Source organism: Amycolatopsis nivea (assembly GCF_004522235.1).
Taxonomy (GTDB): Bacteria; Actinomycetota; Actinomycetes; order Mycobacteriales; family Pseudonocardiaceae; genus Amycolatopsis; species Amycolatopsis nivea.
The window spans coordinates 107,531-122,210 of the sequence record NZ_SDLT01000018.1; the positions used below are offsets into that span (position 1 = coordinate 107,531).

15 protein-coding genes are annotated in these 14,680 nt (G+C 70.6%); 6 read left to right on the forward strand and 9 right to left on the reverse strand.

The features are described 5' to 3' along the window. Window positions 1-49: 49 nt before the first annotated feature. Genes EIZ44_RS22020 through EIZ44_RS22050 form a run of 7 tightly spaced genes read right to left on the reverse strand, consistent with a single transcriptional unit; the run spans window position 50 to window position 6,530 of the window. The gene (locus EIZ44_RS22020) at window positions 50-448 is read right to left on the reverse strand and encodes a metal-sulfur cluster assembly factor (protein ID WP_037814682.1); all 399 of its coding nucleotides are present in this window, start codon (window positions 446-448) and stop codon (window positions 50-52) included. Continuing rightward, complete coding sequence (gene sufU / locus EIZ44_RS22025; protein WP_037814681.1) at window positions 445-894, reverse strand: Fe-S cluster assembly sulfur transfer protein SufU; 450 nt, start codon at window positions 892-894, stop codon at window positions 445-447. The genes EIZ44_RS22020 and sufU overlap by 4 nt, the downstream gene beginning before the upstream one ends. After that, window positions 891-2,207 carry a cysteine desulfurase gene (locus tag EIZ44_RS22030; RefSeq protein ID WP_037814680.1) on the reverse strand — a complete coding sequence of 439 codons (1,317 nt, stop codon included), beginning with the start codon at window positions 2,205-2,207 and terminating at the stop codon, window positions 891-893. Before EIZ44_RS22030 ends, sufU begins: the two co-directional genes overlap by 4 nt. 50 nt (window positions 2,208-2,257) lie before the next feature. After that, window positions 2,258-3,028: a Fe-S cluster assembly ATPase SufC gene (sufC, locus tag EIZ44_RS22035; RefSeq protein ID WP_037814678.1), complete on the reverse strand. Its 771-nt coding sequence runs from the start codon at window positions 3,026-3,028 to the stop codon at window positions 2,258-2,260. 32 nt (window positions 3,029-3,060) lie between these two features. Further along, complete coding sequence (gene sufD / locus EIZ44_RS22040) at window positions 3,061-4,233, reverse strand: Fe-S cluster assembly protein SufD (protein ID WP_043827459.1); 1,173 nt, start codon at window positions 4,231-4,233, stop codon at window positions 3,061-3,063. Then, window positions 4,234-5,682: a Fe-S cluster assembly protein SufB gene (gene sufB / locus EIZ44_RS22045; RefSeq protein WP_037814676.1), complete on the reverse strand. Its 1,449-nt coding sequence runs from the start codon at window positions 5,680-5,682 to the stop codon at window positions 4,234-4,236. It abuts the gene before it with no gap. Then, a complete protein-coding gene (locus tag EIZ44_RS22050) occupies window positions 5,679-6,530 on the reverse strand; it encodes a helix-turn-helix transcriptional regulator (protein ID WP_370318243.1) in 852 nt (283 codons plus the stop codon). The genes sufB and EIZ44_RS22050 overlap by 4 nt, the downstream gene beginning before the upstream one ends. 361 nt (window positions 6,531-6,891) lie before the next feature. Between EIZ44_RS22050 and mptB the strand changes: the two genes are divergently transcribed. From mptB to EIZ44_RS22075, 5 genes are all read left to right on the forward strand, one after another. Further along, window positions 6,892-8,496, forward strand: a complete 1,605-nt coding sequence (gene mptB, locus EIZ44_RS22055; protein ID WP_037815015.1) for a polyprenol phosphomannose-dependent alpha 1,6 mannosyltransferase MptB — start codon at window positions 6,892-6,894, stop codon at window positions 8,494-8,496. Between the two features lie 6 nt (window positions 8,497-8,502). Then, window positions 8,503-9,429: an ABC transporter ATP-binding protein gene (locus EIZ44_RS22060; RefSeq protein ID WP_037814674.1), complete on the forward strand. Its 927-nt coding sequence runs from the start codon at window positions 8,503-8,505 to the stop codon at window positions 9,427-9,429. Further along, a complete protein-coding gene (locus EIZ44_RS22065; protein WP_167754238.1) occupies window positions 9,426-10,214 on the forward strand; it encodes an ABC transporter permease in 789 nt (262 codons plus the stop codon). The genes EIZ44_RS22060 and EIZ44_RS22065 overlap by 4 nt, the downstream gene beginning before the upstream one ends. A 142-nt stretch (window positions 10,215-10,356) precedes the next feature. Further along, complete coding sequence (locus tag EIZ44_RS22070; protein ID WP_134730907.1) at window positions 10,357-11,328, forward strand: COX15/CtaA family protein; 972 nt, start codon at window positions 10,357-10,359, stop codon at window positions 11,326-11,328. 94 nt (window positions 11,329-11,422) lie between these two features. Then, window positions 11,423-12,358 (forward strand): acyl-CoA desaturase, encoded by a 936-nt coding sequence (locus tag EIZ44_RS22075; RefSeq protein WP_134730909.1) that lies wholly within the window; start codon window positions 11,423-11,425, stop codon window positions 12,356-12,358. Between the two features lie 79 nt (window positions 12,359-12,437). Here EIZ44_RS22075 and EIZ44_RS22080 read toward each other — a convergent pair whose 3' ends face one another. After that, window positions 12,438-13,301 carry an ATP-grasp domain-containing protein gene (locus EIZ44_RS22080; RefSeq protein WP_043827450.1) on the reverse strand — a complete coding sequence of 288 codons (864 nt, stop codon included), beginning with the start codon at window positions 13,299-13,301 and terminating at the stop codon, window positions 12,438-12,440. Further along, a complete protein-coding gene (locus EIZ44_RS22085) occupies window positions 13,298-13,615 on the reverse strand; it encodes a hypothetical protein (protein WP_009075903.1) in 318 nt (105 codons plus the stop codon). The genes EIZ44_RS22080 and EIZ44_RS22085 overlap by 4 nt, the downstream gene beginning before the upstream one ends. 92 nt (window positions 13,616-13,707) lie before the next feature. Between EIZ44_RS22085 and EIZ44_RS22090 the strand changes: the two genes are divergently transcribed. Beyond that, window positions 13,708-14,679: a quinone oxidoreductase family protein gene (locus EIZ44_RS22090; RefSeq protein WP_134730911.1), complete on the forward strand. Its 972-nt coding sequence runs from the start codon at window positions 13,708-13,710 to the stop codon at window positions 14,677-14,679. Window position 14,680 lies beyond the last annotated feature (1 nt).

Here is a 14,680-nt window from a genome sequence, read left to right on the forward strand (position 1 = left end):
CCGAAAGCCGCCCCCGGCGAACCGGGAGCGGCCTTCTCGAAGCACAACGTCAGACAGTGAAACCGAGCGCCCGCAACTGCTCGCGGCCGTCGTCGGTGATCTTCTCCGGGCCCCACGGCGGCATCCAGACCCAGTTGATCCGGAAGTCGTTCACGAGACCGCCGGACGTCAGCGCGGCCGACGTCTGGTCCTCGATCACGTCGGTGAGCGGGCACGCCGCGGACGTGAGCGTCATGTCGATCGTCGCGGTGTTGTCGGTCTCGACCCGGATGTCGTAGACCAGGCCGAGGTCCACGACGTTGATGCCGAGTTCCGGGTCGACGACGTCGCGCATCGCTTCCTCGACGTCCTCGATCTTGGCGATGTCGGCGGGGACGGCGGCGGACTGCTCGGGCAGGTCCGCGGCGGTGCGCCCCTCGCGCGGGTCGGTGGCCGTCTCTTCGCTCATGCCTTCTCAGCTCCTGTGGTGGTGCTGGACACCGCGTCCTTGAACGCCATCCAGCCGAGCAGGGCGCACTTCACGCGCGCCGGGTACTTCGCGACGCCGGCGAACGCGACGCCGTCCTCCAGTACGTCCTCGTCCGGTTCGACCTTGCCCTTGCCCTGCATCAGTTCCACGAACGCGTCCATGGTCGTGAACGCCTCGTCGACCGTGTGCCCGACGACCAGGTCGGTGAGCACCGACGCGGACGCCTGGCTGATCGAGCAGCCCTGCCCGTCGTAGGACACGTCCTCGACCTTGCCGTCGCTGACCTTCACCCGCAAGGTGATCTCGTCGCCGCAGGTCGGGTTGACCTGGAACGACTCCGCGTCGAACGGATCGCGCAGGCCGCGCCCGTGCGGGTTCTTGTAGTGGTCCAGGATGATCTCCTGGTACATGCTCTCCAGGTTCACTTCTCGGCCCCGTCCTGGGCCACCCCGAAGAACTTCTGCGCCTCGCGGATCCCGGCGACCAGAGCGTCCACTTCGGACAGCGTGTTGTACAGGTAGAAGCTCGCCCGCACGGTGGCGGGCACCGAGCACGCCCGGTGCAGCGGCCACGCGCAGTGGTGCCCCACCCGCACGGCGATGCCGAGGCTGTCGAGCACCTGGCCGGCGTCGTGCGGGTGCACGCCGTCGATCACGAACGCGACGGTGGCACCGCGGTCCTCCAGGTCGGTCGGCCCGACGATGCGCACGCCCGGGATCGCGCTGATGCCCGCGATCGCGGCCGCGGCCAGCTCGTGCTCGTGCGCCGCGACGCGGTCCATCCCGATGGCGGACAGGTAGTCCACCGCCGCGCCGAGGCCGATCGCCTGCGACGTCATCGGCACCCCGGCCTCGAACCGCTGCGGCGGCGCGGCGAACGTGGTGCGCTCCATCGTGACGAGCTCGATCATCGAACCGCCGGTCAGGAACGGCGGCATCGCGGACAGCAGTTCGGTCCGGCCGTACAGCACGCCGATCCCGGACGGGGCCAGCATCTTGTGCCCGGAGAACACCGCGAAGTCGACGTCCAGCGCGTGGAAGTCCACCGGGAAGTGCGGAACGGACTGGCAGGCGTCGAGGACGGTCAGCGCGCCGACCTCTTTCGCCTTGGCCACCAGCTTGGCCACCGGGTTGACCGTGCCGAGCACGTTGGACTGGTGCGCGAACGCGACCACCTTCGTGCGCGGCGTGATCACACTGTCCATGTCGGACAGATCGAGCCGGCCCTCGGCGGTCACCTTGAACCACTTCAGCGTCGCCCCGGTGCGCTGGCACAACTGCTGCCACGGCACGAGGTTCGCGTGGTGCTCCATCTCGGTGATGACGATTTCGTCGCCCTCGCCGATCCGGAAACGCTCCGCTTCCGGTCCGGCGGTGGCGGCGTTGCTCATCGCGTACGCCACGAGGTTGATGCCCTCGGTCGCGTTCTTGGCGAACACCAGCTCTTCCGGGTCCGCGCCGACGAATTCCGCGGTCTTGGCACGCGCGGATTCGTAGGCGTCGGTGGCCTCTTCGGACAGCTGGTGGGCACCGCGGTGCACGGCCGAGTTCGACGTGAACACGTACCGCCGTTCCGCGTCGAGCACCTGCACCGGCCGTTGCGAGGTCGCTCCGGAGTCCAGGTACACCAAGGGTTTCCCGTCGCGCACGGTGCGCGTCAGGATCGGGAAGTCGGCACGCAGTGCCGCCACGTCAAGGGGAACAGAGTTGGTCGGGCTGTTCGAAGCCGTGGTGGTCATCGAGCCAACTCCTCTCTCTCGGTGTCGTCGGGAACGGGGCGCGGGGAACGTCAGGCCTTGGCCGGCTCGGCGGAGCCGACGTACTTGACGTAGCCGTTCTCCTCCAGCTCGTCGGCCAGTTCGCGGCCGCCGGACTCGACGATGCGGCCGTCGGCGAAGACGTGCACGAAGTCCGGGGTGATGTGCCGCAGGATGCGGGTGTAGTGCGTGATCAGCATGACGCCGACCTCGTTGCCCGCCTTGTACTCGTTGACGCCCTCGGACACGACGCGCAGCGCGTCGACGTCCAGGCCGGAGTCGGTCTCGTCGAGGATCGCGAACTTCGGCTTGAGCAGCGCCAGCTGCAGGATCTCGTGGCGCTTCTTCTCGCCGCCGGAGAAGCCCTCGTTCACCGAGCGCTCGGCGAACTCCTGGGAGATGCCGAGCTTGCCCATCTCCTCCTTGACCTCCTTGACCCAGTGGCGCAGCTTGGGAGCCTCGCCCCGGACCGCGGTGGCCGCGGTGCGCAGGAAGTTCGACATCGAGACGCCGGGCACCTCGACCGGGTACTGCATGGCGAGGAAGAGGCCGGCGCGGGCGCGCTCGTCGACGCTCATCTCGAGCACGTTCTCGCCGTCCAGCAGCACCTCGCCGGAGGTCACCGTGTACTTCGGGTGGCCGGCGATCGCGTAGGACAGGGTGGACTTGCCGGAGCCGTTCGGGCCCATGATCGCGTGCGTCTCGCCCGACCGGATGGTCAGGTTGACGCCCTTGAGGATCTCCTTGGCGCCTTCGTCGGTGGTCACCGACGCGTGCAGGTCCTTGATTTCCAGGGTAGCCATTCTTCGTTTCCTAAAGTCTGCGGTGGAGGGCGTCAGGCGCCGACGGCTTCGAGTTCGGCCTCGATCGCGGCTTCGAGGCGCTCGCGCACCTCGGGGACGTCGATCTTCACCAGGATTTCGTGGAAGAACCCGCGCACGACCAGGCGGCGGGCGGCTTCTTCGGCGATTCCGCGCGACTGCAGGTAGAACAACTGCTCGTCGTCGAACCTTCCCGTCGCGCTCGCGTGGCCGGCGCCTTCGATTTCGCCGGTCTCGATTTCCAGGTTCGGCACCGAGTCCGCGCGCGCCCCGGGCGTGAGCACCAGGTTGCGGTTGAACTCGTAGGAGTCGGTGGACTCGGCCGCGGCCCGGATCAGCACGTCGCCGATCCACACCGCGTGCGCGCCCTCGCCCTGCAGCGCGCCCTTGTAGCCGACCCGCGACTTGCAGTTGGGCACCGCGTGGTCGACGAAGAGCCGGTGCTCCTGGTGCTGGCCGCCGTCGGCGAAGTAGACGCCGAGCATGTCGACGTCGCCGCCCTTGTCGGTGAAGGTCGCGGTCGGCGAGATGCGGACCAGGTCTCCGCCCAGGGTGATCACGGTGTGCCGCAGCGCGGCGTCGCGGCCCAGCTTGAGGTGCTGCTCGGAGACGTGCACCGCGTCGTCGGCCCAGTCCTGGACGCTGACCACGGTGACCTTGGCGCCGTCGCCGATGACGAACTCGACGTTGTCGGCGTAGGTGCCGGACCCGACGTGGTCGAGCACGATCACGGCTTCGGCGAACGCCTCGGCGCGGACCTGCAGGTGCCCGTAGGCGACCTGGCCCTCGCCCGGGCCGTGGATGCGCAGCACCGACGGCGTCGACGCCTTCGTCTCCTTCGGCACCGTCACGACGGTGGCCTTGGCGAAGGAGGAGTACGCCTGCGCGGCGATGCGGTCGCTCGGCACGCCCGCCTGGCCGAGCCGCGAGTCGTCGCGGCCGACGGTCTCGATCTTCAGCTCGGGCGCGGCCTCGGTCTCCAGCGTGATCTCGCCGGAGGCGACGGCGGAACCGTCGTGCAGGCCGCGCAGGCGCTTCATCGGCGTGAAGCGCCAGTTTTCCTCACGCCCGCCGGGGACCTCGAAGGCCTCGACGTCGTAGGAGGTGAAGCGCTCCGCGCGGGAGGCCGCCGGAACGACGACCCCCTCGCGGACCGCTTCGGAAACGTTGTTCTCTGCCACGGACATTTAGCCGACGGACCCTTCCATCTGCAGCTCGATCAGGCGGTTCAGCTCGAGCGCGTATTCCATCGGCAGCTCGCGCGCGATGGGCTCGACGAACCCGCGCACGATCATCGCCATCGCCTCGGCCTCGTCGAGGCCGCGCGACATCAGGTAGAACAGCTGCTCTTCGCTGACCTTGGACACGGTGGCCTCGTGGCCCATGGACACCTCGTCGTTGCGGATGTCCACGTACGGGTACGTGTCCGACCGCGAGATCGTGTCCACCAGCAGGGCGTCGCAGACCACGCTGGAGCGCGAGTGGTGCGCCCGCTTCGCGACCTTGACCAGGCCGCGGTAGGAGGTCCGGCCGCCGCCGCGCGCGACCGACTTCGACACGATGGTCGAGGACGTGTGCGGCGCGAGGTGCTCCATCTTGGCCCCGGCGTCCTGGTGCTGGCCCTCGCCCGCGAACGCGACCGAGAGGACCTCGCCCTTGGCGTGCTCGCCCATGAGGAAGACCGACGGGTACTTCATGGTCACCTTGGAGCCGATGTTGCCGTCGACCCACTCCATGGTCGCGCCCTCTTCGCACTTGGCGCGCTTGGTGACCAGGTTGTAGACGTTGTTCGACCAGTTCTGGATCGTCGTGTAGCGGCAGCGGGCGCCCTTCTTCACGATGATCTCGACGACCGCGGAGTGCAGCGAGTCCGACTGGTAGATCGGCGCGGTGCAGCCCTCGACGTAGTGGACGTAGGCGTCCTCGTCGACGATGATCAGCGTCCGCTCGAACTGGCCCATGTTCTCGGTGTTGATCCGGAAGTAGGCCTGCAGCGGGATCTCGACGTGCACGCCCTTCGGCACGTAGATGAACGAGCCGCCGGACCACACCGCCGTGTTCAGCGCGGAGAACTTGTTGTCGCCCGCCGGGATCACGGAGCCGAAGTACTCCTGGAAGATCTCCGGGTGCTCGCGGAGCGCGGAGTCGGTGTCCAGGAACAGGACGCCCTGCTCCTCCAGGTCCTCGCGGATCTGGTGGTAGACGACCTCGGACTCGTACTGCGCGGCGACGCCGGCCACGAGGCGCTGCTTCTCCGCCTCGGGGATGCCCAGCTTGTCGTAGGTGTTCTTGATGTCCTCGGGCAGGTCTTCCCAGCTGGCCGCCTGCTTCTCGGTGGACCGCACGAAGTACTTGATGTTGTCGAAGTCGATCCCCGAGAGGTCGGCGCCCCAGTTCGGCATCGGCTTGAGGTCGAACAGCTTGAGCGCCTTCAATCGGGCGTCGCGCATCCACTCGGGCTCGGACTTCTTCGCGGAGATGTCGCGGACGACATCCTCGTTCAGGCCGCGGCGGGCGCTGGCGCCAGCCTCGTCGGAGTCCGCCCAGCCGAAGGCGTAGTTGCCAAGGGACGCGATGGTCTCTTCCTGGCTCAACGGCTCGGTGGTGGGAGTGCGCTGCTCGGCAGCGGCAGTCATGCGGGTTTCCCTCCATTCGGGATCCGTGGTGCGTGCCCTTCGGGCGGCGGGGCCGCTGGTCCGGGCGTCGTGCGGTCCGGCTCGGGATGGGCCGGGATACCCGCCGGTCCGGCGGGTACGTGTGTGGTGCACGCGTTGTCTCCGCGCGCGATGGTCGCCAGCCGCTGGACGTGGGTGCCCAGCAGCTTCGCGAACGCTTCCGTCTCGGCCTCGCACAGCTGCGGGAATTCCGCGGCGACGTGCGCGACCGGGCAGTGGTGCTGGCACAGCTGCGCGCCGACGTTCGCGGCGGGGGCGCCCGCCCCGACCTGACGGGTCGAGGCAGCGTAGCCCTCCCTGCTCAGCGCGGTGGCGAGGGCCTCGGCGCGCTCGACCGGATCAGCCGATCCGGTGATCGCCTGCCGGTGCGGCCCGACGAGCCCCTCGACCCGGCGCTCGGCGAACGCGCGCACCGCGTCCGGGCCGGCGTGCTCGGCGAGGAAGCGGATGGCCGAGACCGCGAGGTCGTCGTAGGCGTGCCCGAACCGGGCGCGGCCCGCTTCGGTGAGCAGGAACAGCTTGGCCGGGCGGCCGCGTCCGCGCGGGCCCTTGCGGGGGGCGTCGCGGGTCTCGGCCTCGCCGTCGGCCTGCAGCGCGTCGAGGTGCCGCCGGATCGCGGTCGGGCTGATCCCGAGCTGCTCGGCGACCACCACGGCGGTCATCGGGCCCTGCTCCAGCAGCAGCCGGGCGACCTCGTGCCGGGTGCGCCCCTCGGCCACGTTCGCGGCGCTGACCTGCACGGGAACGCCGACAGCCGCGGTGCGCGGCTGCTCGCCGCGCCCCTCGCCGGTGGTCCCGTTCTTTTTCACAACACAAGTGTGTCTTATTTCCGGCCGCCGGGCAAAGGCAGGGTGTCGCCCAGTGACCCGACTCACGCGGAACGAGCCTCGCCCCGCACCCGGCACCACCTTCCCGCCGGGCTCCCCGCGCCGACCGGACTCGATCCTCCCCTCCGCCCGAACCAGACCGATCCGCCCCTCCGCACCGCCCGCCAAACCCACTCGCGACCCGCCGCCCCGCACCCGCCCGCAGCCTTCCGGCCGGACTCGCCACGCCGCCCGGACCGGACTCGATACGCTTCCGGGCGTGGCAGTCGGCGAACACCCGGACCAGCGGGCACCGGAACCGGACGTATCCGGCGGCGCCGACAGCGCTGACCACCCGGCGACCGTGCCGTCGCCGGTCGGCCCGCGCCGCACCGATCCGCTGAACGCCGCCGAGACCCGCGGCCTCGACGCGGTCCGCCGCTTCGGCACGGTCGGCTCGCTGTTCCTCGCGCTCGGCTCGCTCGGGGCCGGCGCAGCGCCGGTGATCAACCCGGTGCAGGACCTGCCGGTGCTGCGGCTGTTCATCCGGATCCCGACGGTCTCGCTCGCGATCGCGTTTTCCGGGATGGGCATCCTGGTGCTGAGCTGGCTCATGCTCGCCCGGTTCGCCCGTCCGGCGAGCGCGCGGCTGGCCACCAGCGGGCAGCTCGCCCGCACCGTCGCGATGTGGGTCGCGCCGCTGCTGCTGATCCCGCCGCTGTTCTCCCGCGACGTCTACAGCTATCTCGCGCAGAGCGAGATCGTGCACCGCGGCATGGACCCGTACCAGCTCGGCCCGGCGCAGGCGCTCGGCGTCGCGGACCCGCTCACCGCGGGCGTCACCAACATCTGGCGCGAAACGCCCGCCCCGTACGGCCCGCTGCTGCTGCGGCTCGGCGGGTGGCTGGCCCCGGTCGGCGGCAACAACATCGTCGTCGGCGTGCTGCTGCAGCGCGGCCTCGCGATGGTGGGCGTGCTGCTGATCGTGTGGGCGGTGCCGCGGCTGGCCCGGCGGTTCGGCGTGCAGCCGGCCACCGCGCTGTGGCTCGGCGCGGCGAACCCGTTGCTGATCTTCCATTTCGTCGCGGGCGCGCACAACGATTCGCTCGCCATCGGGCTCATGGTGGCCGGGCTGGAGATCGGCATCCGGCGGCTGCCGGTGCGGGTGAAGGGAGACAGTCCGCCGCCGCTGGCGAAGGGCGAATTGCTCTTCATCGCGCTCGGCGTCGTCATCATCACCGTCGGCGCCACCGTGAAGATCCCGGCGGTGCTGGCGCTGCCGTTCCTGTCGGTGATGGTCGCGCGCAGATGGCACGGGCGGCTGAAGGACCTGGTGTGGGCGGGCGCGCCGATGGCGTTGCTGTTCGGCGTGGTGCTCACCGCGATCTGCGTCGGCACCGGGCTGGGCTTCGGCTGGATCGGCGCGACGGCGAGCACGCCGGGGCTGGTGCGGTCGTTCATCTCCCCCACCGCCGAGATCGCGAACCTCAGCGGCGTCCTCGGCATCACGCTCGGGCTGGGCAACCACACCGACGCGCTGGTGCCGATCCTCGGCACGCTCGGCAACGCGATCACCGCGGCCGTCACGATCAAATTCCTGTGGGCCAGCTTCAAATGGCGGTACCGGCCGATCATCGGGCTCGGCGTTTCGCTGGGCGCGGCGATGATCCTGCAGATCAACCTCCAGCCCTGGTACCTGCTGTGGGCGGTGATCCCGCTCGCCGCCGCGGCCGGGACGTCGCGGTTCCGGGTCGTCGCCACGGTCATCAGCGCCGGGCTGCCGTTCCTGCTGCCGCCCACCGGCGGCACCTTCGACGGCCGCTCCTACGTCCTGCCGTGGGCCTACGGCGCGGCCGCTCTGGTGACCCTCGGCGGCCTCGCGATCGTGTACCGGGTTTCGCCGCTGCTGTTGTCCAGGACACCTCCGGCGTCCCCAGCACCGCGCGCGCCCGCCGACGTCGTATCGTGATTCGTTGTGGACAACCCCGCCGTCGAGATCTCCGGCTTGGCGAAAAGCTACGGCTCCACCACCGCGGTCGACGGCATCGACCTGCGCATGGAGCGTGGCTGCGTGCTGGCCCTGCTCGGGCCGAACGGCGCCGGAAAAACGACCACTGTCGAGATTTGCGAGGGTTTCCGCAGACCTGACGCGGGCCGCGTTCGCGTGCTCGGCCTCGACCCCGTCGCGGACAGCTCCCGGCTCCGCCCCCGCGTCGGCATCATGCCCCAGGGCGGCGGCGCGTACCCAGGCGTGCGCGCGGAGGAAATGCTCCGGCTAGTGGCTTCCTGCGCGGCGAACCCGCACGATCCGGCGTGGCTGCTCGACGTGCTCGGGCTGGCCGGCGCGAAGCGCACCCCGTTCAAACGGCTTTCCGGCGGGCAGCAGCAACGGCTTTCGCTGGCGTGCGCGCTGGTCGGCCGTCCGGAGCTGGTGTTCCTGGACGAGCCCACCGCGGGCATGGACCCGCAGGCGCGGCGGCTGGTCTGGGACCTGCTCGCGGCCCTGCGCGCGGACGGCGTGAGCGTCCTGCTCACCACCCACCTGATGGAGGAAGCGGAAACGCTGGCCGACCAGGTGGTGATCGTGGACCACGGCAAGGTGGTCGTCGAAGGCACGCCGCATGCGCTGACCCTGGAGGCCGGCGAGGCGGCGCAGCTGCGGTTCCGCGCCCGCACGAAACTCGACACGACGCTGCTCGCGGCCGCGCTGCCGGAGGGCTACCGGGTCAGCGAAACCGCGCCCGGTTCTTACCTGGTGGAGGGCGCGGTCGACCCGCAGGTGGTTTCCGCCGTCACCGCCTGGTGCGCGCAACAGGGCGTACTGCCCGAACAACTGCAAGTCGGACGGCGGACGCTCGAAGAAGTGTTCCTCGAACTCACCGGACGGGAGCTGCGCGCATGAGTTCTCCGTTCCCCGCGGGCACTTTCGCCCCCGCGCCCGGCCGCGGTTCGCTCGGCAAGATGCTGCGCACGCACGCGCGCGTCGAGGCCGCGCTGACCCTGCGGCACGGCGAGCAGCTGCTGCTCACCCTGATCATTCCGCTCGCGCTGCTGATCGGCCTGAGCCTGCTGGACATCCTCCCGGCGAGCCAGCTCGGCTCGACGTCCAAAGTGGACTGGATGACGCCGAGGATCCTCGCGCTGGCGGTGATGTCGTCGGCGTTCACCGGCCAGGCGATCGCGCTCGGCTTCGACCGGCGGTACGGCGTGCTGAAGCGGCTTTCGGCGACGGCGCTGCCGCGCTGGCTGCTGGTGGCCGGACGGGTCGTGGCGGCGCTGGTCGTGGTGGCGCTGCAGTCCGTGGTGCTCGGCATCGTGGCGGCATTCCTGGGCTGGTCCCCGTCGGCCGCCGGGATCGGTTCCGCGGTGGTGCTGCTGGTGCTGGGGACGCTGGCTTTCGGCGCGCTGGGCGTGCTGCTGGGCGGCGCGTTGCGCGCGGAAGCCGTGCTGGCGCTGGCGAACATCGTGTGGTTCGTGCTGCTGCTGGCGGGCGGGATTCTGCTGGCCCCGTCGGCGCTGCCGTCCGGGGTCGGGTTCGTGGTGTCGCTGCTGCCTTCCGGGGCGCTGGCCGAAGGCATGCGCGCGGCGCTGGTGGACGGCCAGTTCCCGCTCGGACCGGCCGCGGTGCTGGTGGTGTGGGCGGCGTTGGCCGGCGTGCTGGCGACGCGAACCACAAAACTCACCTGAATCCCACACCGCGATTTCCGCGCGGAATTTCGCACCGGAATGTGACCGCCGCCGCACCCGATTCCTTGCGCACGCTGGCAAATCCGGGCGGAACAATACCGCCGCGTGCAGGCGGGAAAACGCGCGCGAGTATTCTTTCGGCGTGTCCCTTCGCAGTTTGATCGCCCGCCTGCCGTATCCGTCCGCCGCGGTTCAGCGCGCGGTCGGGATCGCCGCGGTGGTCGCGCAGGCAGGCATCGGCGTCACCGGGTCCGTGGTGCGGGTGACCGGGTCCGGGCTGGGATGCCCGACCTGGCCGCAGTGCGTCGCGGGCAGCCTGGTGCCGGTGCGGCACTCCGGCATCGACGCGGTCACGCAGTGGATCGAGTTCTCGAACCGGATGCTGACCGGCGTCGTGATCGTGGTGGCCGCGCTCGCCGTGCTCACCGCGTGGCGGATCCAGATCGACCACCCGGAGCGCAAGCGGCTGGTGAAGCTCGCCTGGACGATGCCCGGCGGCGTCGTGATGCAGGCGGTCATCGGCGGGCTGACGGTGCTGGCGAAACTGGAATGGTGGACGGTCGCGATCCACTTCCTCGCTTCGACGCCGCTCGTGTGGCTGGCGGTCCTGCTGCTGAAGGCGTTCCGCGAAGGAGACGAACCGGCGCGCCCGCTGGTCCCGAAGCTGGGACGGCAGATGCTGGTGCTGCTGACGGTGCTGATGTGGGCGGTGCTCATCGCCGGCACGACGGTCACCGGCGCGGGCCCGCACGGCGGCGACGTCAACACGCATCGCCTCGACGCCCCGATCGAGCAGCTGGCCCGGATCCACAGCGGACTGCTGATCGCGTACCTCGTCGTGCTGGGGGTCTTCGGGCTCACGCTGATGCGCGTCGGCGCGCCGAAGAGCGTGTGGCGGCGGTACGCGTGGGTGTGGATTGTCGCGCTGCTGCAGGGTGTTCTGGGGACCGTGCAGTACGCGCTGGGCGTGCCCGAGGCGATGGTGTCCTTCCACGTGCTGGGCTCGGCGCTCGTGATCGTGGTGACGGCGGTGCTGTGGACCGGCACTCGCGACCGGGGCCCGGTCACGTCGCTGGAGCCCGCCGAGAAGCGGGAACTCGCCACCGCGAACTGACGGTCATCCGGGCGTAACTGCGCGTCGGCCCGACGGACAGGTCGGCGGCTTACCGTCGTCGCCGTCCGGCTTTCCGAAAGCCCGAGGTGCCGCCATGCCGACCGCCCCTGCCCGTGCCGCCAAACCCCTGCTCTCCGGCCGGCGCGGGACCGCCGAGATGCTCGTGCTCAAGACGTTCCTGCTCGTGCCGTTCGCCGCGTTGATCGCCGCCGTGCCGCTGGTGTGGGGATGGGGCATCGACTGGACCGACCTGATCCTCGCGACCGTTTTCTACGTGCTCGCCACGCTCGGCGTGACCGTCGGGTACCACCGCTACTTCACCCACGGCGCGTTCAAAGCGGGCCGCCCGCTGCGGATCGCGCTAGCCATCGCGGGCAGCATGGCGGTGCAGGGTTCGGTGATCTTCTGGGTCGCGAGCCACCGCCGCCACCACGCGTTCTCCGACCGCGAGGGCGATCCGCATTCGCCGTGGCTGTTCGGCACCTCGCCGACGGCGCTGCTGCGCGGGTTCTGGCACGCGCACATGGGCTGGATGTTCCAGCGCGAGGTCACCAACGCCGACCGTTTCGCGCCCGACCTCGTCGGCGACCGCGACCTGCGCCTGGTGAACCGGTTCTTCTGGCTGTGGATCACGCTCAGCCTCGCCCTGCCCGCCGCCCTCGGCTGGGCGTTCAGCGGCACCTGGCAGGGCGCGCTGACGGCGTTCTTCTGGGCCGGGCTGGTGCGGATCGCGTTCCTGCACCACGTGACCTGGTCGGTGAACTCGGTGTGCCACCTGATCGGCGACCGCCCGTTCGCGAGCCGCGACCGCGCCGCGAACTTCTGGCCGCTGGCGCTGCTGTCCATGGGAGAGTCCTGGCACAACTCCCATCACGCCGACCCGACCTGCGCCCGGCACGGCGTCCTGCGCGGCCAAGTGGACGTCTCGGCGCGGGTGATCTGGACCTTCGAACGCCTCGGCTGGGCGACTGACGTCCGGTGGCCCCGGCCGGAACGACTCGCCACTAAACGCGTCCACCAACCCGGCTGACAGTCCGTGAAGGGCTCCTTGAGGGAATCTGATTCCCTCAAGGAGCCCTTCACGGACCTTCAAGCATTGCCGGGCGGGGCTAGGCCAGCTGCTGCCGCACCGCCGACGCGAACCGCAGCGGCGCGCCCGCGTCCGCGTGTCGGAAACCCAGCGAAGGCTCGGTCAATTCCAACTCCAGCACCAGCGGACGCCCGTCGTCCCCGCGGACCAGGTCGACCCGTGCGTACAGCAGTTCCGCCCGCAAGATCCCGAGCAGCCCGCAAGCGGCGTCCAGCGCGTCCTCCGCCACCGCGCGCACCTCCGGGGCCGGGACCGCGGCCGCGAGCCGCTCCTCCCGGTACAGCCCGGAACTGTCCATTGAGGACTCCAGCGGCGCGAATTTCGTGAAGGCGTGCGAATAAACGCCGCCGAAATACGTCACCGCAATCTCGCCCTGAGCGTCCACACTGGACTGATACGGCTGCACCAGACCCGTGCGGCCCTCGTCGTGCAAAGTGCGCAGATGCTGCTCCGCGTCCGCACCGGCGGCGGAGAACCGGGCGGCGCCGCGGCCTCCCGCGCCCACCGAAGGCTTCACCACGAACGGCTTCTTCGGCCAGCGCGGCTTCTCCCCCGGCGGCACGATCTCGACCGGCACCGTCGGCACCCCGGCGTCGAGCAGTTCGCCGAGATACGTCTTGTCCGTGTTCCACCGCACGACCGCGGCCGGATTGCTCAGCCCGGGCACGTCCTCGCACCAGCTGAGGAATTCCTCGCGCCGCTCCGGGTAGTCCCAGGCGGCGCGCAGCACGACGATGTCCGCCGAGGCGAAGTCCGCGGCCGCGTCCCAGGCCGCCCAGCTCACGGTGAATCCGAGGTCCGCGAGCGCGGGCAGCACCGCGGCCTCGTCGCCGTCGCCCTCGGGCAGCGCGGCGCAGCCGACGAAAATCGCCGAGCGGGTCACCGGCCTGCTCGCGGCCCGGCCATCTTGCGCCGGTGCGCGGCACCGATTTTGACAGTCTTCACGGTTTCGCTGTCCCACTCCGCGGCCTCGAGGTCGTCGACCTGCTCGACCAGCGCGTTCCCGGTTTCGACCCCGGCGACCAGCACGTCGCCCATCGCCCCGTCCGGGCCCACGAGCACGACCCGCGCGCCGGCGAGGCCGATGTTCTCGACCACGGCGCGCGACGGTTTCCCGTGCTTCGCCACGAAGTCGCGGGCGGACGCCAGCTGGCGGGCAGTCGGCGCGGTCGGCGTGTTTTCGGTCTCCTCAGCCACGTCCGGAGCTTAACCCGAGACCCCCGCCCCCGCGGCCCGACCGTGTTCTCGGCCATAGTGGACGCCAGACGCGCCCATCTCGAGGAGGAACGATGCCGACCGCAGTGCAGGTGACCCGGACCGGCGGCCCGGAAGTGCTGGAACTGGCCGAGATCGAGCCCGGCCCGCCCGGCGCGGGCGAACTGCTGGTCGACCTCGCCGCCGCGGGCGTCAACTACATCGACACCTACCAGCGCCAGGGCATCTACCCGATCGACCTGCCGTTCGTCCTCGGCTCCGAGGGCGCCGGGACCGTCGTGGAGACCGGCGAGGGCGTCACCGAATTCGCCCCCGGCGACCGCGTGACCTGGCAGGGCGTGCTCGGCAGCTACGCCCAGCGCGCGGTGGTCCCGGCCAGCGCCACGGTGAAGGTGCCGGACGGCGTGTCCGACGAGCTCGCCGCCGCCACGATGCTGCAGGGCATGACGGCGCACTACCTGGTGCGTTCGACCTACGAAGTCCAGGCAGGCGACGACATCCTCGTCCACGCGGCGGCCGGCGGCGTCGGTCTGTTGCTGGTCCAGCTAGCGAAGGCGCGCGGCGCGCGAGTGCTGTGCACCGTGTCCACCGACGAGAAGGCCGAACTGGCTCGCGGCGCCGGCGCGGACCACGTGATCCGCTACGACCGCGAGGACTTCGCCGCCGTGACCCGCGAGCTGACCGACGGCGAAGGCGTCGCCGCGGTCTACGACGGCGTGGGCAAGAGCACCTTCGACGGCAGCCTCGCGAGCCTGAAGATCCGCGGCACCCTGGCGCTGTTCGGCGCGGCCAGCGGCCCGGTGCCGCCGGTCGACCCGCAACGGCTCAACTCCGGCGGCTCGCTCTTCCTGACCCGCCCGACGCTCGGCCACTACCTGCGCACGCGCGAGGAACTCGACTGGCGCGCCGGCGAACTGTTCGCCGCCGTGCAGGACGGTTCGCTGAACGTCCGCATCGGCGGCCGCTACCCGCTCGCCGACGCCCGCAAGGCCCACGAGGACCTGCAGGGACGCCGGACGACCGGGAAGCTGCTGCTGATCCCCTGAC

Excerpts from the sequence above, each read along its gene's own strand:
- EIZ44_RS22020 (WP_037814682.1), bottom strand. The coding sequence starts at position 448 with ATGAGCGAAGAGACGGCCACCGACCCGCGCGAGGGGCGCACCGCCGCG.
- EIZ44_RS22030 (WP_037814680.1), bottom strand. The coding sequence starts at position 2,207 with ATGACCACCACGGCTTCGAACAGCCCGACCAACTCTGTTCCCCTTGAC.
- sufC (WP_037814678.1), bottom strand. The coding sequence starts at position 3,028 with ATGGCTACCCTGGAAATCAAGGACCTGCACGCGTCGGTGACCACCGAC.
- sufD (WP_043827459.1), bottom strand. The coding sequence starts at position 4,233 with ATGTCCGTGGCAGAGAACAACGTTTCCGAAGCGGTCCGCGAGGGGGTC.
- sufB (WP_037814676.1), bottom strand. The coding sequence starts at position 5,682 with ATGACTGCCGCTGCCGAGCAGCGCACTCCCACCACCGAGCCGTTGAGC.
- EIZ44_RS22065 (WP_167754238.1), top strand. The coding sequence starts at position 9,426 with ATGAGTTCTCCGTTCCCCGCGGGCACTTTCGCCCCCGCGCCCGGCCGC.
- EIZ44_RS22075 (WP_134730909.1), top strand. The coding sequence starts at position 11,423 with ATGCCGACCGCCCCTGCCCGTGCCGCCAAACCCCTGCTCTCCGGCCGG.
- EIZ44_RS22090 (WP_134730911.1), top strand. The coding sequence starts at position 13,708 with ATGCCGACCGCAGTGCAGGTGACCCGGACCGGCGGCCCGGAAGTGCTG.